The 18666-nt window shown below is 68.9% G+C and carries 20 protein-coding genes and 2 tRNA genes; 12 read left to right on the top strand and 10 right to left on the bottom strand.

Annotated features, from left to right (window positions below):
- Positions 1–6 precede the first annotated feature (6 nt).
- The 3 genes from ACFYWM_RS43905 to xerC are packed head-to-tail and all read left to right on the top strand — an operon-like array spanning position 7 to position 1629.
- Positions 7–306 (top strand): replication initiator, encoded by a 300-nt coding sequence (locus tag ACFYWM_RS43905; protein ID WP_389927604.1) that lies wholly within the window; start codon positions 7–9, stop codon positions 304–306.
- Entirely contained in the window at positions 296–496 is a 201-nt protein-coding gene (locus ACFYWM_RS43900) for a helix-turn-helix domain-containing protein (protein WP_389927599.1), read from the top strand. Before ACFYWM_RS43905 ends, ACFYWM_RS43900 begins: the two co-directional genes overlap by 11 nt.
- Positions 496–1629 (top strand): tyrosine recombinase XerC, encoded by a 1134-nt coding sequence (gene xerC, locus ACFYWM_RS43895; protein WP_389927596.1) that lies wholly within the window; start codon positions 496–498, stop codon positions 1627–1629. The genes ACFYWM_RS43900 and xerC overlap by 1 nt, the downstream gene beginning before the upstream one ends.
- Before the next feature lie 218 nt (positions 1630–1847).
- On the opposite strand, the gene ACFYWM_RS43890 is transcribed toward xerC, so the two are convergent.
- The 9 genes from ACFYWM_RS43890 to galU form a co-directional block, all read right to left on the bottom strand.
- A complete protein-coding gene (locus ACFYWM_RS43890; RefSeq protein ID WP_389927594.1) occupies positions 1848–2366 on the bottom strand; it encodes a hypothetical protein in 519 nt (172 codons plus the stop codon).
- Between the two features lie 86 nt (positions 2367–2452).
- Positions 2453–2737 (bottom strand): hypothetical protein, encoded by a 285-nt coding sequence (locus ACFYWM_RS43885; protein ID WP_389927591.1) that lies wholly within the window; start codon positions 2735–2737, stop codon positions 2453–2455.
- A 133-nt stretch (positions 2738–2870) separates the two neighbouring features.
- Positions 2871–2947 (bottom strand) — tRNA-Ala (locus ACFYWM_RS43880).
- Between the two features lie 57 nt (positions 2948–3004).
- Positions 3005–3748 carry a hypothetical protein gene (locus tag ACFYWM_RS43875; RefSeq protein WP_389927588.1) on the bottom strand — a complete coding sequence of 248 codons (744 nt, stop codon included), beginning with the start codon at positions 3746–3748 and terminating at the stop codon, positions 3005–3007.
- A gap of 124 nt (positions 3749–3872) precedes the next feature.
- On the bottom strand, positions 3873–4517 hold the full coding sequence (locus ACFYWM_RS43870; protein WP_389927586.1) for a GNAT family N-acetyltransferase: 645 nt from the start codon (positions 4515–4517) through the stop codon (positions 3873–3875).
- A gap of 55 nt (positions 4518–4572) precedes the next feature.
- Entirely contained in the window at positions 4573–5046 is a 474-nt protein-coding gene (locus ACFYWM_RS43865; RefSeq protein WP_389927583.1) for a molybdenum cofactor biosynthesis protein B, read from the bottom strand.
- Between the two features lie 168 nt (positions 5047–5214).
- Entirely contained in the window at positions 5215–5709 is a 495-nt protein-coding gene (gene moaC / locus ACFYWM_RS43860; protein ID WP_389927581.1) for a cyclic pyranopterin monophosphate synthase MoaC, read from the bottom strand.
- Positions 5706–6893, bottom strand: coding sequence for a gephyrin-like molybdotransferase Glp (gene glp, locus ACFYWM_RS43855; protein ID WP_389927602.1), 1188 nt, complete (start codon positions 6891–6893; stop codon positions 5706–5708). Before glp ends, moaC begins: the two co-directional genes overlap by 4 nt.
- Before the next feature lie 5 nt (positions 6894–6898).
- Positions 6899–7798 (bottom strand): UTP--glucose-1-phosphate uridylyltransferase GalU, encoded by a 900-nt coding sequence (galU, locus tag ACFYWM_RS43850; RefSeq protein ID WP_389927578.1) that lies wholly within the window; start codon positions 7796–7798, stop codon positions 6899–6901.
- 24 nt (positions 7799–7822) lie between these two features.
- On the opposite strand from galU, the gene ACFYWM_RS43845 reads away from it, so the two are divergent.
- The 5 genes from ACFYWM_RS43845 to ACFYWM_RS43825 all read left to right on the top strand — a co-directional run bounded on the left by ACFYWM_RS43845 (position 7823) and on the right by ACFYWM_RS43825 (position 12784).
- A complete protein-coding gene (locus tag ACFYWM_RS43845) occupies positions 7823–8404 on the top strand; it encodes a 5-formyltetrahydrofolate cyclo-ligase (RefSeq protein WP_389927576.1) in 582 nt (193 codons plus the stop codon).
- 157 nt (positions 8405–8561) lie between these two features.
- The gene (locus ACFYWM_RS43840) at positions 8562–10067 is read left to right on the top strand and encodes a potassium/proton antiporter (protein ID WP_389927573.1); all 1506 of its coding nucleotides are present in this window, start codon (positions 8562–8564) and stop codon (positions 10065–10067) included.
- Between the two features lie 220 nt (positions 10068–10287).
- On the top strand, positions 10288–10653 hold the full coding sequence (locus ACFYWM_RS43835; RefSeq protein ID WP_389927570.1) for an FmdB family zinc ribbon protein: 366 nt from the start codon (positions 10288–10290) through the stop codon (positions 10651–10653).
- Between the two features lie 276 nt (positions 10654–10929).
- Positions 10930–11742, top strand: coding sequence for an S-methyl-5'-thioadenosine phosphorylase (locus ACFYWM_RS43830; RefSeq protein ID WP_389927568.1), 813 nt, complete (start codon positions 10930–10932; stop codon positions 11740–11742).
- A 436-nt stretch (positions 11743–12178) separates the two neighbouring features.
- Positions 12179–12784, top strand: a complete 606-nt coding sequence (locus ACFYWM_RS43825; protein ID WP_389927565.1) for an RcpC/CpaB family pilus assembly protein — start codon at positions 12179–12181, stop codon at positions 12782–12784.
- Between the two features lie 139 nt (positions 12785–12923).
- Here the strand turns inward: ACFYWM_RS43825 and ACFYWM_RS43820 are convergent, their stop codons facing one another.
- Positions 12924–13880 (bottom strand): D-alanyl-D-alanine carboxypeptidase family protein, encoded by a 957-nt coding sequence (locus ACFYWM_RS43820; protein WP_389927563.1) that lies wholly within the window; start codon positions 13878–13880, stop codon positions 12924–12926.
- A gap of 1205 nt (positions 13881–15085) precedes the next feature.
- Here ACFYWM_RS43820 and ACFYWM_RS43815 point away from each other — a divergent pair.
- The 4 genes from ACFYWM_RS43815 (at position 15086) to ACFYWM_RS43800 (ending at position 18602) form a co-directional block, all read left to right on the top strand.
- Positions 15086–15158, top strand: a tRNA-Arg gene (locus ACFYWM_RS43815).
- 241 nt (positions 15159–15399) lie between these two features.
- Complete coding sequence (locus tag ACFYWM_RS43810; RefSeq protein WP_389927560.1) at positions 15400–16146, top strand: HAD family hydrolase; 747 nt, start codon at positions 15400–15402, stop codon at positions 16144–16146.
- Between the two features lie 314 nt (positions 16147–16460).
- Positions 16461–16943, top strand: coding sequence for a hypothetical protein (locus ACFYWM_RS43805; protein WP_389927557.1), 483 nt, complete (start codon positions 16461–16463; stop codon positions 16941–16943).
- A gap of 18 nt (positions 16944–16961) precedes the next feature.
- The gene (locus tag ACFYWM_RS43800; protein ID WP_389927555.1) at positions 16962–18602 is read left to right on the top strand and encodes a tetratricopeptide repeat protein; all 1641 of its coding nucleotides are present in this window, start codon (positions 16962–16964) and stop codon (positions 18600–18602) included.
- Positions 18603–18666 lie beyond the last annotated feature (64 nt).

The following is an 18666-nucleotide window of genomic DNA, read 5'->3' as shown; positions in this document are numbered from 1 at the left end:
CAAGAGATACAGAAGGTCTTCACACAATGGCCACGATGCCACCGCAATAACGTTCCGTCATCCCATCACGAAAATCTTGCCAGATCCCACTTCTCGACCAAGAGCCGGGCCTACTCCACCACCATGACCGCCCTGCGTCGCGTCCGTCTGGAGTACCGCCAGGCCCGCGACCTTGAGCGGCTGCCGTACGACCCCGCCGCCACGCTCGTCCTCGCCAACTGGCGGTACGCCGGACAGGGATACACGACCGGGGAATCCGCTCTCGCCTCGTCGATCTCGCCCCAGGGAGGAACCGTTGGCCACTGACTTGATCTCGACTGAAGCTCGGCTCTACCGGGTGTCCGACGCCATGCGACGCCTCGGGCTGAGCCGCAGCGTTCTCTACGAACTGATGCGCTCGGGACGACTGCGCTCGGTCAAGGAGGGTCGTACCCGGCTCATCCCGGCGTCCGCCATCCACGAGTACATCGCGCTCCTGGAGCGGGAGGCCGCCTGATGACCGAACGGCGTAGCCGTGGGGACGGCGGACTGCACTGGGACGAGGCGCGGCAACGCTGGATCGCCTCGGTGACGGTCGGCTACACCCCGGCAGGCAAGCGGATCGTGAAGAAGGCCAGCGGCAAGACCAAGACCGCGGCCATGAAACGGCTCAAGGAGATCATCCGCGACTATGAGGACGGGCTCCTGGTCTCCTCGACCGGCTACACCGTGGCCGACGCCGCACGGAACTGGCTGGAGTTCGGGCTCAGTGGCCGAGGGTCCGCGACGGTGGACAAGTGCTCGATCCTCGCGAACAAGCACATCATCCCTGGTCTGGGCGCGCGAAAGCTCGTCGACCTCACCGCCGATGACATCGACCGCTGGCTGGCCGACAAGGCGAAGGAGCTGAGCACGCGGACCCTCCGTGAGCTGCGCTCGATCCTCGTCCGGTCCATCTCCCGCGCACAGGCTCGCGACAAGGTGAAGCGGAACGTCGCACTGCTCTGCGAGATCCCCAGAGGAAAGGAGGGACGTCCGTCCAAGTCACTCACTCTCGACCAGGCGGAAGCCGTGCTCAAGGCGTCCGAGGGCACGGCGCTGCACGCCTACATCGTGCTCTCGCTGCTACTCGGGGCTCGTACGGAGGAACTGCGGGCACTCACCTGGTCACACGTCGACCTCGACAGCACTCCACCTTCCGTCATGGTCTGGCACTCAGTCCGAGAGGGCGGCGACACCAAGACCCGCAAGTCCCGGCGAACGCTGGCCATGCCGAAGCGCTGCGTGGACGCCCTCAAGCTCCACCGCGAGCGGCAGGACGTGGCTCGCAAGGCGGCAGGCGCGGGCTGGCAGGACAACGGCCTCGTCTTCGCCTCCAAAGTCGGCACCGAACTCGACTCCCACAACGTCCGCCGCTCGTTCCGGGCCGTGCTCAAGAAAGCCGGCCTCAACGAGAAGGAGTGGACACCCCGCGAGATGCGGCACAGCTTCGTCTCGCTGCTGTCGGACTCCGGCATCCCGCTGGAGAACATCTCCCGCCTGGTCGGCCACCGCAACACCTCAGTGACGGAGACGGTCTACCGCAAGCAACTCCGCCCGATGCTCCTGGAAGGGGCCGAGGCGATGGACAAGCTCTTTCCCGACCTGTAGCCCAGCACTCTGACGGAAATCCAAGCCCGGCGAGAGCATCCATCTCGCCGGGTTGTCTCTTTCTAGACGAATGAGTCCGATGTGATCAGTCGTTGTCGATGAGGTTGAGGCCGTGGTTGAGGTGGGCATGGAACGTGGGCCGGGCGCCGGTCGGACCGCTCAGGACGAACTCGTAGGCGGCGTCGTCAGGGTCGTCCGCGTCTGGCTCCGCTACCCCGTCATGTGACGGGCGCCCCCTCACCATCGCCGAGGATGGTCACCATCTCCTCTAGGATTCCTACGAACTCGGCGGCCGGGAGCTCGGCCACGAAGATCGTTCCCGCATGCTCGGGATGTATGAGCAGGTGTCCCTCTCGCCAGAACTCCAACGTGATCACCAGGCGGATCGCATCCCGCCAAAGGCGGGATGTCACGTTGTCGGTCGTGGGACCCCAGCCCCAGCGGTGAAAGAACCCGAACCGCTCGTACTCCTCCTCGCCGTCCCTAGCCGCGGCCTGAAGCCGCCGGTGAATGGCGGCCGGAGACAAACCGGCGAATGGCGGGGTCTGGTCCTCAGCGGAGCGGATCCCGGCAGCGGTACGTGCCACGTAAAAACGGAACTGTTTGACGAAGACCATGTTGTCATCGCACGTCACCCACTGATCAGCGACCCACAGGTCCACCCGACGCAGCGCCGAGCCGTCCCAGTCTCCGACCTCGACAGCGAACCTACGCTTGTCACCTAAAAGCTCAGCCATCCAAACACCGTGGCAAATGCATCACCCACGCACAAAACACGCCTCGCCCGTCACTCACACCAAAAACCATAACCACGGGACACGACCTAGTCCTGATCTCCCTTGATGTAGTGGAAATGCTCTTGGTGCGCGGTCGTGAAGCGCCCAACGAACGAGGGGGTCTGCTGATGGGCGGCGCGAGGCTGGAAGTGGCCGTGCTCGATCGCCCAGTCGTAGACACCCGTGTCGAGGGGGTACTCCGTGAGCATCCCCGTCAGCTCGCCAGCCTTGATCCACGACTCGGCACGCTCTCGCGTCCCGAACACGCCGGACGGCCACTGAGCACCCTCCCCCAGGAAGACCCACACGGTCACGGGACTGGGATCGCTCACCGCTGAGACACCTCGCCACTGGACTTTGCGAAACCCGGAAGGGCACGGACCTGCTGGGTGGACCGTAGTCACTCAGTTGGTCACCCGGCAACGCAAAAGGCCACTCCCGATCTCTCGGAAGTGGCCTCTGACCTGGTGGAGATGAGGGGATTCGAACCCCTGACCCCTTCGATGCGAACGAAGTGCGCTACCGGACTGCGCTACATCCCCAAGACGTGGACTAGATTAGCAAACTTCCGGGGGCACTCGCGCCATCCGGAGCGCGGGTCAGTCGCCGACCGCTCGGCGGGGGGTCTCCGCGTACTGATCGAAGATCTCGTCGCGGAGTGCGGTCAGGTCGATGATCTCGGCCACGGGGCGCTGGGCCTCCAGCAGGGCGGCACGGCGGCGGGCGCGCTTGGCACGTTCCGCGTGGGCCCTGGCTATCGCGGCGCGACGTTCGGCGTCGATCTGGACCGTGACCCTGAGGACGGCCATGTAGACGCCCAGGAGCACCACTGAGGGCGCCACACCCCACCAGGGGATGACCTGGACGACGGCCGTCACCACGGAGGCGAGCAGGAGCAGCACGCACCAGAGCGTCAGGCGCCTGCGCTTGGCCACCTGCTTGCCCCGGCGGCGGAGTTCCGCGCGGCGGCGCTCGGACACGGCCCTGCCGGTGACGGGCTTCGCCGCAGGGGGCCTGGCGGGGGGCTGAGCCTCGCTCCCGGTCCCGGAAGCCACCTGAGCGTCCGGCGAGGCTTCCCAGCTCTCCCCGCGCCCCCCAGGCCCTCCGGGCTCTCCTGGGAAGCCGGAGGACGGCGGCGCGGGCGCGTCGGCGGAGGAGACGGGCAGGGGTTCGGTGAGGGTCTCGGCGGAGTCCTCGTCGATCACCCGTTCGTCGTAGGCGTACGGCTCGACGTCCTTGTGGGACTCGGCCAGGGTGTTGCGGTCGCGGTGCAGCCACATGGGCACGAGCACGCACAGCCACATGACGACAATGGCCAGATAGAGAACGACACCGCTGCTCACGGCCACCTCCGGGCAGCATGAAGACGCGCGTGGTCTCCCGGCGCCTTCGATCTGCTCATGTCACGCACCGTAAGACCGCGTGTCACTATTTGACGAGCATTCGATGCGGTGTGTCGCGAGATCTTCAAACCTCTTCATGCGGAGTGCCACCGTGGGCGGCCGCCTCACGGGCCCGCCGCCACCGTACGAGCAACCCCCTCGGTGCGTCTTCGACCGTGAGCGCGTAACAGATGTGGTCGCGCCAGGCACCGTCGATGTGCAGGTGCCGACGTCTGACCCCTTCTTCCCTGAATCCCAGCTTTTCAACCACTCTGCGGCTCGCGTGATTCTCCGGCCGGATATTGGCCTCGACGCGGTGCAGGCCGGTGGTGAAGAAGCAGTGGTCGACGGCCATGGCGACCGCGGTGGGGGTGATGCCGCGACCGGCCAGGGCGGCGTCCACCCAGTAACCGATCTGGGCCGACCTGGCCGAACCCCAGACGATGGCGCCCACGGTGAGCTGCCCGGCGAAGGCGCCGCCGTAGGTGACGACCCAGGGCAGCGCGAGCCCCTGCCTGGCCTCCCTGCGAAGGGTCCCGGCCATGGAGATGTAGGGACCGAGGCCGGTCTTGAAGAGGGGGGTCTCGGGATTGCTCGGCTCCCAGGGGCGGAGCCAGTTCGCGTTGCGAAGCCGCGATTCCCGCCAGACGCGTACGTCCCGCAGCCGAAGCGGCCGAAGTCCTACCGGGCCTTCCGTAAGGGTCACCGGCCAGCCACGAAGTCGATCCACGCCCTCATCATCTCCCGAAGAAGGCCCGTGGTGCCATGGAAGGGAGGGAGGTGGATCAACGGGGGTGATCTCCTCCCCTGATCTGGTCCACGGTGTGCCTGAGCACGGGAGACAACACCCCCATGCCGTCGCGTACCCCTCCCGAGGAACCCGGCAGGTTGACGATCAACGTGCCGCCGGCCTGCCCGGCGAGCCCGCGGGACAGGATGGAGGTGGGCACCTTGTCCCGGTTCACCTGACGGATGGCCTCGGCGATGCCGGGGACCTCCCTGTCGATCACCCGCCGGGTCATCTCCGGGGTGAGGTCCGCCGGGGTCAGGCCGGTGCCGCCGGTGGTGACGATCACGTCGTAGCCCTCGGCGACCCCGGACCGCAGCGCCGCCTCGACCGGCTCGCCGTCGGGGACCACCCGCGGGCCGTCCACGTCGCACCCGGCCGCCGCCAGCAGCTCGGCCAGCAGCTTCCCGGAGGTGTCCTCGTACGTCCCGGCGGCGGCCCGGTTGGAGGCGGTGATCACCAGAGCTCTCATGGGATCATCCTCCCAGGCTCTCGCGGGCCCGGTTTCCGGGGACCCGGCCTCTGGAGGATCTGGCGTCGCCGTGACCGGGGTGTTCCCGACGGGACCCGATATCCCGAGGCGGGATATCGGGGGACGGGATCTCAGAAGCGGGTCCAGAAGGATATCCGGGGACCGGAGTCAGGGGCGGGTCCAGATTCCCGTCTTGCCGCCGGTCTTCTCCTCGACGCGGACGTCGGTGATCACGGCCGCCGGGTCGACCGCCTTGACCATGTCGATCAGGGCGAGCGCCGCGACCGAGACCGCGGTCAGCGCCTCCATCTCGACGCCGGTACGGTCGGCGGTCTTGACCCGTGCCGTGATCTCCACGCCCTCGTCGGCCACGACCAGCTCGACCTTGACCCCGTGCAGCGCGATGGGGTGGCAGAGCGGGATCAGGTCGGGGGTCCGCTTGGCGCCCATGATCCCGGCGATCCGCGCGGTGCCGATCGCGTCGCCCTTGGGGACCTCCCCCGACCGCAGCAGCGCCACGGCCTCGGCGGACAGCAGCACCCTGCCGGTGGCGGTCGCCGTACGCAGGGAGACGTCCTTGGCCGTGACGTCCACCATGCGCGCCGCGCCGGTCTCGTCGAGGTGGGTGAATCCGGGCGCCTCGCCGCGATGTCGATCGTTCACAGGGGGATGACCTCCACGTCCGTACCCTCGGGAAGCTCGGTGACGTCCTCGGGCACCACGATCAGGGCGTTGGCCGCGGCCAGGGCGGCGAGCTGGTGGGAACCCTGCCCGCGCACCGGGCCGACCGTGCCGCCGGGGCCGAGCACGCCGCGCAGGTAGGAGCGCCTGCCCTCGGGCGAGCGGAGCGGGCCGGTGGTGACCGCCCGCACGGTCGGCGTGGACTCCTCGGGCAGCCCCCGCATCCTGCGCAGCGCCGGACGGACGAACAGGACGAACGACACGAACGACGAGACCGGATTGCCGGGCAGCGCGAAGAGCGGCACCTGGTCCTCGCCGACCACGCCGAAGCCCTGGGGCATTCCCGGCTGCATGGCGACCCGCTCGAAACGGACCGTGCCGAGCGGGCCGAGGGCCTCCTTGACGGGCTCGTACGCGCCCATCGAGACGCCGCCGCTGGTGATCACCAGGTCGGCCCGCAGCAGCTGCGCGTCGAGCTGGTCGAGGAACCCCGCGGCGTCGTCGCCGACGATGCCCGCCCGGTAGCCCTCGCCGCCCGCCTCGCGGACGCCGGCGATCAGGGCGAAGCTGTTGGACTCCCAGATCTGGCCGGGCCCCAGGGGCAGGCCCGGCTCGACGAGCTCGGCGCCGGTGGAGATCACGACCACCCGCGGGCGGGGCCGTACGAGAACCCTGCGGCGGCCGACACCCGCCAGCACCCCGAGCTGCGCGGGACCGATCGAGGTGCCCGCGGGCAGGACGACGTCGCCCGCCCGCACGTCCTCCCCGGACCTGCGGATGGCGTTCCCCTCCCGCACCGGGCGGTTGATCAGGACCTGCGCGGCGCCGCCGTCGGTCCACTCGACCGGGATCACCGCGTCGGCCCCGGCGGGCAGCGGTGCCCCGGTCATGATCCGCATGGCCATACCGGGACCGATGGCCTGCAACCGGCCGTCGCCGGCCGCGATGTCGTCGATCACCGGGAGCGTCACCGGGGCGTCCGCGACGTCCTCGGCCCGCACGGCGTAACCGTCCATCGCGGAGTTGTCGAAGGGCGGCAGCGCGACCGGGGCCGTGACCTCCTCGGCCAGCGTGGTGCCCAGCGCCCGTTCCAGCTCCAGCTCCAGCGGGGCGAGCACCCGCACGGTGCGCAGGATGTCGGAGAGGTGGTCGTCGACCGGTTTCAGGGAGCTCATCGCGAGGCCAGGAACTCCTTGAGCCAGGGCACGAACTCGGGTGCCAGGTCGGGGCGCTCGGCGGCGAACCGCACCACCGTGCGCAGGTATTCGAGCTTGTCGCCGGTGTCGTAACGGCGGCCCCTGAACAGCACGCCGTGCACCGGGCCGCCCTGGTCGCCGCCGCGCCCGGCGAGGGTCCGCAGGGCGTCGGTGAGCTGGATCTCGTCGCCGCGTCCCGGCGGGGTGTTCTCCAGGACCTCGAAGACGGCCGGGTCGATCACGTACCGGCCGATGATGGCCCAGTTGGACGGGGCCTCGTCTGCGGGAGGCTTCTCCACCAGGTCGGTCACCCTGACCACGTCGTCCTCGCCGGTGGGCTCGATGGCGGCGCAGCCGTACAGGGAGACCTGCTCGTGGGGGACCTCCATGAGCGCGATGACGCTGCCGCCGTGCGTGCCGCGTACCTCGATCATGCGCTTGAGGAGCTCGTCGCGGTGGTCGATGAGGTCGTCGCCGAGCAGGCAGGCGAAGGGGTGGTTGCCCACGTGCTGCTTGGCGCACAGGACGGCGTGGCCGAGGCCGCGCGGCGTACCCTGCCGTACGTAGTGCAGGGTGGCCAGGTCGGCGGGCTCCCTCACCTGGGAGAGGCGCTCGTCGTCGCCCTTGGCCTCCAGGATCTCCTCGAGCTCGTGGGCCCGGTCGAAGTGGTCCTCGATGGAACGCTTGTTCTTCCCGGTGACCATGAGGACGTCGAGCAGCCCGGCGGAGACCGCCTCCTCGACGACATACTGGATCGCGGGCTTGTCGACGATGGGCAACATCTCCTTGGGGGTCGCCTTGGTCGCCGGAAGAAAACGGGTGCCCATGCCCGCCGCGGGAACGACGGCTTTCGTCACAGCTTCGAAGTCGGCCATAACGAAACCTTAGTGGAGGGACCTGTGGACAAGCTGACGCTGCGTGCCACGATCGAGACCGCACGCGCCTCGATCCCCGACGAGCAGCGGCACGCGGCCTCCGTCCAGATCAGGGAATCCCTGCTGGACCGGCCCTGGGTCCAGATGGCCGGGCTGGTCGCGTGCTACTGGTCGATCGGTACGGAACCGGCGACCCACGGGCTGGTCTTCGCCCTGTGGAAGCACGGCGCGACCGTGATCCTGCCCGTGCTCCGCGACGACGACGACCTCGACTGGGCGGTGTACGACGGCCCCGACACCCTCGCCCCCGGCCGCTTCGGGATCATGGAACCGGTCGACACCCGCCGCGGTGTCGACGCCGTCAGGACCGCGGCCCTGGTGATCGTGCCCGCGCTCGCGGTCGACAGGACCACCGGGGTACGGCTGGGCCGGGGCGGCGGCTCCTACGACCGGGCACTGGCCAGGGTCGGCCCGAACGTGCCGACGGTGGCGCTGCTCCACGAGGGCGAGTTGATCGACGGGGTCCCCGCCGAGTCCCACGACCGCGCGGTCCGCTACGCGGCCACCCCCGACGGGATCTTCAAGACCGCCGCCGCGGAGGCGTGACGGACCACCGGTGCGAGGCGTGACCATCTGGGGTGTTGGATCGCCGCTGGGCACGGGGCCGAAGGCGCCAGAATCGTGACAGGGAGTGCGCGCCGCTCATGTGTGGCTGCCCTTCCTAATGCGACACAATGGTCCCCGGAGTCAGAGAGGGGACCAGATGGGACTGGATGTCTGGCTGCTTCTCGGTGCCGGAATCGTCATCGCGGCCATCGTCGCGGTGCGTGTCGCCCACCGGAGCGGACTGCCCAGCCTCCTGATCTTCTTGGGTTTCGGTTTGCTCGTCGGCGAGTCCGGGTTCGGGTTGCAGTTCGAGAACCCGCAACTCGCGCAGGAGATAGGCCTGATCGCGCTGGCGATCATCCTGGCCGAGGGTGGCCTGACCACCACCTGGAGCCACGTCAAGGGAGCCATTCCCACCGCCCTGGTGCTCGCCACCGTCGGCGTGGGCGTGAGCATCGCGGCCGTCGCGGTCCCGGTGCACCTGATCCTCGGCATGGACTGGCGGACCGCGTTCCTGCTCGGCGCGATCCTCGCCTCCACCGACGCCGCCGCCGTCTTCTCCGTACTTCGCCGCCTGCCCCTGCCCTCACGCCTCGCGGGCATCCTGGAGGCCGAGTCGGGCCTCAACGACGCCCCCACGGTGATCGCCGTCATGCTGCTGAGCGCCGCCACCTCGCCCAGCCTGGGGGTGGCGCTGTTCGAGGTGGTCCTCGAACTCGTGGTGGGCGCGGCCGTCGGCCTGGCGGTCGCCCCGCTCGGCGCGTACGCGCTGCGCCGCATCGCGCTCCCCGTCTCGGGCCTGTACCCCATCGCGGTGCTCGCGCTCGCGTTCGTCGCCTACGCGGGAGCCACGCTGCTGCACGGCAGCGGCTTCCTCGCGATCTATCTCGCGGCGCTGGTCATGGGCAACTCCCGGATGCCGCACCGCGCGTCCTCTCGGGGGTTCGCCGAGGGCGTGGCCTGGCTGGCGCAGATCGGCCTGTTCGTCATGCTCGGCATGCTGGCCAGCCCCTCGGAGATGCCGTCCGCGATCGTGCCCGGCCTGGTCGCCGGGCTGATCCTGGTCGCGGTGGCCCGCCCGCTGTCGATCATCGTCTCCGCGCTGCTGGCCCGGCTGATGCGCGTCGACCGGCTGGCCTGGCGGGAACAGGCCTTCCTGTCGTGGGCCGGGCTGCGTGGCGCGGTGCCCATCGTGCTCGCCACCATCCCCTGGGCCGCCACCTCCGTTCCCGACGGCACCGCCAAGTTCGTGTTCAACGAGGTCTTCGTGATCGTCATCGTCTACACCCTGCTGCAGGGGCCGACGCTGCCGTTCGTGGCGAAACTCCTCAAGCTGACCACGCTCGACGAGGCCCGCGACCTGGAGGTCGAGTCGGCGCCGCTGGAGGAGCTCAACGCCGACCTGCTCCAGGTCAAGGTGCCGCCGACGTCCATGCTGCACGGCGTGGAGATCTTCGAGCTGCGGCTGCCCTCGGACGCCCAGGTGACGCTGATCGTCAGGGACGGCCGTACGTTCGTCCCCACCGACTCCACCAGGATCAGGGTCGACGACCAGCTGCTGGTCGTGACCACGGCCGCCTGCCGTGACACGGTCGAACGCCGGATGCGCGCGATCAGCCGCAAGGGCAAGCTCGCGGGCTGGTTCGGCGAGCGGGGCACCTGACAGGAACCGGCGCCCGGCCGGGGGCGGCGGCTGATCGGAGGTGGTACCTGACCGGAATCGGCATCCGGCCGGGGGCGGCGGCTGGTCAGGGGTGGCGCCTGATCGGGATCCGGCTACGGAATGCGAGGACTCCGACTCGCGTTTAAGCTTGTCGGCTGCGTACCATTAGCAGTCGCGCCACTAGAGTGCCAATCGGCGCGGATCACACGAGGAGGAGCGCGTGCCCACCTACCAGTACGCCTGCACAGCCTGTAACAACCAGTTCGAAATCGTCCAGAAGTTCTCCGACGACGCTCTCACCGAGTGCCCGAGCTGCGCGGGCGACCTGCGCAAGGTGTTCTCCGCGGTCGGCATCGTCTTCAAGGGCTCGGGCTTCTACCGGACCGACAGCCGGTCCTCGTCGTCCAGCACGGTGACGTCCGCGAACGGTTCGTCGAGCTCTTCCGGCTCCTCGGACTCCTCCGGTTCGTCGTCGAAGTCCTCCGACTCGTCGAGCTCGTCCTCGTCGAATTCGTCGAGCTCGTCGTCCTCGTCGGACTCCAAGTCGACGAAGACCGCGAGCAGCACGGCCGCCGCGGCCTCCTGAGCCGCCTTCCCCACCTCCCGATCGGCCGTTCACGGGCGGCCGCCAACCGGCCGCCCCAGGCTGTGGCCCCTGCCGACCGCCCCGCGCCGTGGCCCGATCGGCCGAAGCGGGTGGGTGATGCCCCCGCCCTCGGTATCGCGGGACAGCCGGTACGACCCCCGATGGCGCCCCGGCGGTTCCGCCGAAAGCGATCGGGCGACCACCCGGGGAAATGGTTATCCACAGGCCGTCACCCGGGCTCCTCAGGGACCGGTCCGTGGCGCTAACCTCGGCTCCATGGTCACTCCTCGCGCGGACATCGGGGTCATCGGCGGCTCGGGCTTCTACTCCCTGCTCGACGACGCCACAGAGGTCGAGATCACCACGCCGTACGGCCCGCCCAGCGACGTCGTCACGGTCGGCCGGATCGGGTCGCGCTCGGTCGCCTTCGTGCCCCGCCACGGCCGCGACCACCGCTTCCCCCCGCACCGCATCCCCTACCGGGCGAACCTGTGGGCACTGCGCTCCCTCGGCGTCCGCCAGGTCCTGGCCCCCAGCGCGGTCGGCTCCCTGCGCCCCGAGATCGGCCCCGGCGCCCTGGTCGTCCCCGACCAGATCGTCGACCGCACCTCGGGCCGGGTGCAGACCTACTACGACGCGGGCGGCGTCGTCCACGTCGCCTTCGCCGACCCCTACTGCCCCTCGGGCCGCGCGGCGGCCGTCTCCACGGCGCGTTCCGCCGACTGGGAGGTGACCGACGGCGGCACCCTCGTGGTGATCGAGGGCCCGCGCTTCTCGTCCCGCGCCGAGTCCCGCTGGTTCAGCGGCAACGGCTGGTCGATCGTCGGCATGACCGGCTTCCCCGAGTCCATCCTCGCCCGCGAGCTGGCCCTCTGCTACACCTCGGTCTCCCTCGTCACCGACCACGACGCCGGGGTCGAGGCGGGTGAGGGGGTCACCCACGACGAGGTCCTCGCCTTCTTCGCCACCAACGTCGGCCGCATGCGCTCCCTCATCGGCGACGTCGTCGCCGCCCTCCCCGAAGAGCGCACCTGCCCCTGCCAAAATGCCCTGGACGGCCTCAAACTCCCCTTCGACCTCCCCGGCTGACCCTACAAGCGGCGGCCCCGGCATCACCGCCAGGTGGGCCCTACCCGACGAATCTCGAAAAGGGTCGGTTCCCGCCCCCGTCCAAGCCACCCGGATCCGCCGAGAATCCTCGCTCCACACCGCTGGCCTGCGAGGCACCTCACCCACCACGGGCCCCGTACCGCTGGTCGGCGAGGCACCTCACTCACCAGGGGCCCCGCACCGCCACTCGGCCAGGGCGTCCCACCAATCACGGGCCCCGTGCCGCTGGTCGGCGGGGCACCTCACCTACTACCGGTCCCGTACCGCTTGGTTGGCGGGGCGCCTCACCCACCACCGGCCCCGCGCCGCCATCCGGCCGGGGTGTCCCAACAAGCCCCGCGCCGTCACTCGGCCGGGGCGTCCCACCCATCACGGGCACCGCGCCGCCCGGCTTCTCCCACCCCTGGAGTCAGCCATGCGCGCTCTGCGCCGCTTCCTCGACCGCCGTCACCGCCTCATCGCCACCGCCGTCGCCGCCCTGGCGATGGGATGCGCCGTACTGGCGCTGCGCCCGGACACCGCCTCGGTGACCGTCCTGACCGCCGCCAGGGATCTTCCCGGAGGCGTGCTGGAACCGGCCGACCTGACACCGGCTCCCCTGAGACCCGATACGGTCCCCGACGGCGCCCTGAGGCCCGGCACGCCGTACGCGGGAAAGATCCTGACGGGTCCCGCGCGGCGCGGGGAGCCGCTGACCGACGTCCGCCTGCTCGGCCCCGGCCTGCTGGCCGCCCACGGCGCGGGAACGGTCGCCACCCCCGTACGCGTCGCCGACCCCGAGACCGCGCGCCTGCTCTCCCCCGGTGACGTGGTGGACGTACTCGCCGCCACCTCGGCATGGGACGGCGACGCCCCGGCGACCATCGCGGCCGAGGACGTCACGGTCCTGGCCACCCCGGGCGGGGAGTCGGAGCGCGGCGCGCTCGTCGTGCTGGCCACCACGTCGGCCCAGGCGACCGAGCTCGCCTCCGCCCAGGCCGGCGGACGGCTCTCCTTCACGATCGGCCCTCGCACAGGATGAATCTCACGGTGACCGATGACGGTACGGCGGCCAGAAGCAGGGGAACGGCCTGGAACGACTTCCTGACAGGCATCCGCAGCGGAGAGATCTGATCCAACGCCGAGCGTCGACCACAGCTACGGCTGCGGCCGAGTGGGCCCTACAGCAGAGAGCCGATCTTGGGGTCATATTCCCAGTGCCAGGGCTCGAAGGGGCTGACGTAGGCCCACTGGGGGTGAATCCAGCCGAACTTCTTGCCGTTGGTCTCCAGCCAGTTGAACTCGGCCGAGCGGAAGCGTTCGACGCCCCCGCACAGGTCGACGGCGAGTCCCAGGCCGTGGTTGCTGCGGCCGGGGACCGCCGCCAGGCCGGGACGGGTGTAGTAGACCGACTGCTGCTCGGCCAGGCTCCGGTAGCTGTCGGTCACGCACATCTGCCTGCCGAACTGCCGCTTGTACGCCTCGTTCAGGCTGATGAACGCGAGCGCGGCGTCCCCCCGCAGCTGGTTGCCCCGCTGTTGGAGCGGGCAGAGGTACGCCTGCGGGATGAGCCCGTTGGGGAAATCGCTCATCGAGGTCGCCCTGGTCGGGTCGCACCCGGCCGCCGGGCGCCCCTTCTTGTCAATCTTGACGCCCAGCTTCACCAGGGCCTTGGTCAGGGACTGCACGATCTTCTGCGAGCGCGTCCTGAGCGTCTCGATCTCGGCGCCCATCTGCGCCTCCGCGAGGAGGTTGCTCGCCCGGAGCTCCTGCGCCTCGCCCGCCAGGCGCTCCTGCTCCAGCTGCAGGCGGCTGCTGTCCTCAAGGATCAGGTCGCGCTCGGCGACGATCTGGGTGAGACCGGCCATCGCACGCAGGGTGTCGGTGCCGGACTCACCGGACAGGAAACCGGCCACGTCACCACCGGTCGGCTGCTGGTAGAGGACCCCGACGAGGTCCGACAGCGGCTGCCGTACCTGAGCGAAGGCCCTCTCGGCCCCCTGCAGCTCCCGCAGCTTGATGGAGAGTTCCTTCTCCGAGGTGCGAATCTGGTTCCGCCGCTGCTCCAGCGCCTTGGTCGCGGCCTCAAGATCCTTCGCGGCCTTCTCCGCCTCACGACGCAGTTCTGTGAGATTCACCGGCTCCGCGGCAACGATGGCCTGAACCTCCGCCGGCGCCCGCTGCGCGGCAGCGGCTCCCGGCAGGAAGGAAGTCATCGTCGCGACGACGGCGATCAGACCCGCTGATCGACGAGGTGGCACGTTCGACCCCTCCGTTTGCGAACTCGTGACCTGGGTCAGGCACGCACGCTACTACAGCTGACCAAGTGCACGGGCCAGCTCTCCACAGCCGATATGCGCCGAACACCCCTTTTTGTGACCGGACAAGTCAGACTTCTTGCCGCCCGCGCTTCTTGCAGACCTCCCAGAGCCACGTCCCCTTCCACTCCGCCGAACACCCCTCGCGGGGCTCAGGTGGCGCGAGTGGCGACGTCCGCTCCCCCCGAGGCTCAGGTGCCACAGGGGGTGGCAATGCCACCTTCCGTGGCCCTCTGGAGCCTTGCGGGCGGGTCTTTATGGGAACGACCACATCCGTCCCATCCGTCACGCCCGCATCATGGGCATCGTTCAGCCAGCCGGGCTCGCCCGGACTCTCCTCCGAAGGACGCACTCCCGATTTCGCCGCGACGGGCACCCATCCCCCGTACACCCGCTCCGGCCGCAACGGCGGAGGAACCAGCCGCGGCGCGAACATCCGGCTCCGTACGGGCCCGACCACAACCGGCACCAAGGCCACCACATCCCTCGGCGGCTCCCCGTCCGACGACCCGTCCCCCAACCGGGACGCCGAACCGGTCCAGGCTCCCCCACCCCCCTGGAACCCCCGCCGTCCCTCACCCTTCGCCCAGAGATCTCCGTCTTCGTGAAGCGTCTCGGCTTCCTCTGGTCTCTCGGCTTCTTCCGCCCCCGCCGCTTCCCTGTCCTCTTCGGCTTTTTCAGGCCTCCCGGCCTCCCCAGCCCCCTCAGGCTCCGCATCGGCGTCGGCCATCCGTACGGCCGCCTCGTAGCCGGTGAGCTCGGCCACCAGTAACCCCCCGGCCAGAAGCGCGGGCGCCAGCATCGCACCACACAGCACCACCGGACGCAGGGCGCGATGCCCGCGAATGCGCTTCCGCCGCCTGTCGATCACGGACCGTGACACTAACCTCGCCCACCACCCCACACCCACCCACTTGCCGCGCTTTTACTCCAGGCCAGCGAACCGATAACCCGTCGTCTGCCCCCAACTCCCCCTCGGGGCGCGCAACCACTCGCTACTTTCGCTACTCTTACTAGGAGCCCCTGCCTCCGTAGCTCAGGGGATAGAGCACCGCTCTCCTAAAGCGGGTGTCGCATGTTCGAATCATGCCGGGGGCACTCTTCTGACCAGCGAAAGCCCCCTTGACCTGGGGCTATCCTTGATCGCGTTTCCGCACACGTAGGCAGCGGAGTGCAGCCATAGGCAGCTGTGTGCCAGTGGTTGCGGAATATACGTGGAACGATCTTGAAGGTGTTTCCGCAGGTCACCCTACGCTGCCGAGAACCTGTGACTTCTAGCGCATCCCCATTCCATGGGCACCCCAGATCCCCCGTGGCTGCCGATCTAGGATGATCCACTGTGCAACGACTCGCGCTCTTCGACCTGGACAACACCCTCATAGATCTCGACGAGGCGTTCCAGGCATGGGCCGAGGAGTTCACCAAGGAACACGGCCTGGAGCGCGAGGCGGTTGATTGGCTGCTCGCGCTCGACCGAGCCGGTTTTCCCCATCGCGAGATCTTCTTCGGCAAGGTACGGGAGCGCTTCGCCTTGCCCGACACGGTCGAGGAGCTGTGGGGTCGGTACCGCAGGCGTATGCCGCATCTCGTTCACTGCCGGCCCGAAGTCCTGGCAGGACTATCTCGGCTCCGCGCATCGGGTTGGTTAGTGGCGATCGTCACCAACGGAACCGCAGACAACCAGCTCGAGAAGATCCGTAACACCGGACTGGCCGACGCCGTGGACGCTTGGGCACTCTCAGGGGTCGAGGGTATCCGCAAGCCTGAGGCCAGACTGTTCGAGATCGCCGCTCAGCGCTGCCCTCCTTGGCAGGCTCAGGTGAGCGGCATGAGGAAACGGATCGCGAGCAATCTCGACACCGCGCCTCATGCCGACTCAACCGATCCGCCTGCGGCGTCTCGCCGCGCGTGGGCGGTCGCTGGCCGCGCTGCGGCTCTTCGGCCGGTCGCGACCAGCGCCGCCCACGTGCCAATAGGCCGACGGCGAACTGTCATAAGAGCTGAAGAGACGCCTCCGGCGGGGATCTCCGGCCCCGAGGTGATCGCCGCGCGGAACCGAGGCTGTGGGTGGCTGAGGAGTCCCTGATCACCTCGCACACCATCGACCCGGGCAAGCCCAGCAGACCGGCTCCTCCGGCTCAAGCCCGGCTGTGCAGGCAGGGCAACCAGCAGGCGAGGAAGGTCATCGGGACGCATGTACACGCGAGGCCGGGCTTGATCCTCCGTCCCCGGCCCGCTGCCGCTTCGCGGTGGGTCGATGGCGTACGAGGTGATCAGGACAGGGAAGCGTGCGGGACCGCACCAAGACGTGGGAGATGTACCAAAGCGGTGGATGTAACGATCCTCGTGATTTTCAAGGAGTAATTATCTGATCTTGGCTGTGCGGTTCATCATGGGGCCATGATGCGCGGGTGGCGGATAGCGGGCGGGATAGTGGCGGGGCTCGCCTTGGTGGTGCTGGGAGTGCTGCTGTTTAAGGCTGGCCTCGACGATGCTGACAAGTGGGCCAGCGTGATCGGCGTATTTGTGGGACTGCTCGGCCTGATCCTGTCCGGGTATGGGGTGGTGCTCAGCCGCCGTGCGCTGCAATCCGGCCTGCAGGCCACAGGAGTGCAGGTGACGGCATCCGGGACGCGGTCGATCGCCGGACAGGCCATCTCCGGGAACGTCTTTACTGGCGACACCATGCCCGTTGGTTCGATCGAGAAAAACAAGACCCCGGCAGACAATGCCCCGCAGGCCGATCCTGCGCCTGCTGCCGATGCTCCCCAGACCGCCGGGGCAGCTCAGGTGACGGTGACCGCGTCCGGGGAACGGTCGATCGCCGCGCAGACCATCTCCGGAACCGTCTCTACCGGAGATAACGCCACGGGAAACCGCTGAGAGCCGACTATGGGGGACATGACACCGCAGCACCGTACCGAGATCGAGACATCAGGTGATAGATCGGTAGCCAGCGGGGAGATCCACGGGCCGGTGACCACAGGGGACAACTCGCCCGTGGATAACCGGACGATCAGGCTTGAGCCGGGAACCCTACGGGCTCCGGCCGAGGTGGACCTGACGGCGGCATTGACGAATCTGCCTGATGCGCCCGCCGCGGTGTTCATCGGGCGAGAGAACACGTTGATGCAGCTCGACCACGAGCTGTCCGGAGACCGGGCGCGGGTAGTCATTGGCCAAGTGATCCACGGTCTGGGCGGCATCGGCAAGACCGAGTTGGCCCGCCAGTACGCCACCATCAACCGGGACCGCTACCGGCTGAGGTGGTGGATCACCGCCGAGAGCGCCGAGCAGGTCCAGGCCGGGCTTACCGCGCTGACCGAGCAGCTGCACCCGCCGACGGCGCTGGCCCTGCCCGGAGAGCAGGCGGCCGACTGGGCGCGAGGATGGCTGCAGGCCCACAGGGGCTGGTTGCTGGTGCTCGACAACGTGGAGGAGCCAGCGCATGTGCGGGATCTGCTGGGCCAGCTCCACACCGGGCACATCCTGGTCACCACGCGCCGCCTGGTGCGCTGGCCCGCCGGCGTCCAGCCGATCCCTTTGGAGGTGCTGGACGAGTGCGCATCGGCCGAGCTGATCGCCAAAGTCGGCGAGCGGGACCGGCCCGAAGACCGGCCCGCTGTCGAGGCGATTGCCGCAGAACTGGGGTATCTGCCGCTGGCGCTGGAACAGGCCGGTGCCTACATTCGTGAGTCCCAGATCAGCCCCGATACGTACCTGTCCCTGCTGACCGCCCATCCCGCGCACATGTACGCCGCATCCCCCGAAGGGGGAGATGCCGAGCGCACCATCGCCCGGCTTTGGCGTGTCCACCTGGACGCCATCGGCAAACGCAACGCCTATGCGGTGCAGCTACTACGCGTGCTGGCCTGTTACGCCCCCGACGACATCCCCCGCGACATCCTGGGCGCCGACAGCGACAGGGCCATGGTGCTGGACGCGCTACGGCTGCTGCACTCCTACAGCCTCATCACTCTGACTGAGGGTGCCGTGGCCGTTCACCGGCTCATTCAGGCCGTGGTCGCGGCCGAGGACGAGACCAGGACGACCACTGGGGAGAGCTCTGCTCCGGACCTGGCGCTGGCCTGGCTGGCCTGTGCCTGGACGGCTTCGGCGAAACTGTCCCCGTATGAGCAGCGCATGCGGTGGCGGACACTGAGCCCGCACGCGGAAAGCCTGACTCATCATCACCCGATCAGTACCGAATCTCTGAGAGACGTTCCGATCTTCCGTGAAGCCACCAGCTACGAGCACGGCGAGGGCAATTACCAGCGCGCCCACACATTCGCATCTCACGGCCTGGCCATCGACAGGGCGGTGCTGGGTGAGGAGCACCCGCACACGCTGTCCAGCCGGAACAATCTGGCGACTGTTCTGTGGGATCTGGGGCGGTTGGCTGAGGCCGAGGCTGAGCATCGGGCGGTGCTGGAGATCTGCCGTCGGATGCTGGGTGAGGAGCACCCGCACACGCTGTCCAGCCGGAACAATCTGGCGAGTGCGCTGAGAGGACTAGGGCCTGTACGGGCTTTGAATCTTTAGATGGGTTGAAGGCTTCGGAGCCACACGATGGCTCCGCGTAGATGAAGGCCCGCGAGGTAGCTTT

Source organism: Streptosporangium sp. NPDC002721 (genome assembly GCF_042888905.1).
Classification (GTDB): Bacteria; Actinomycetota; Actinomycetes; order Streptosporangiales; family Streptosporangiaceae; genus Streptosporangium.
This window is presented reverse-complemented; position numbering and strand designations above follow the sequence as displayed.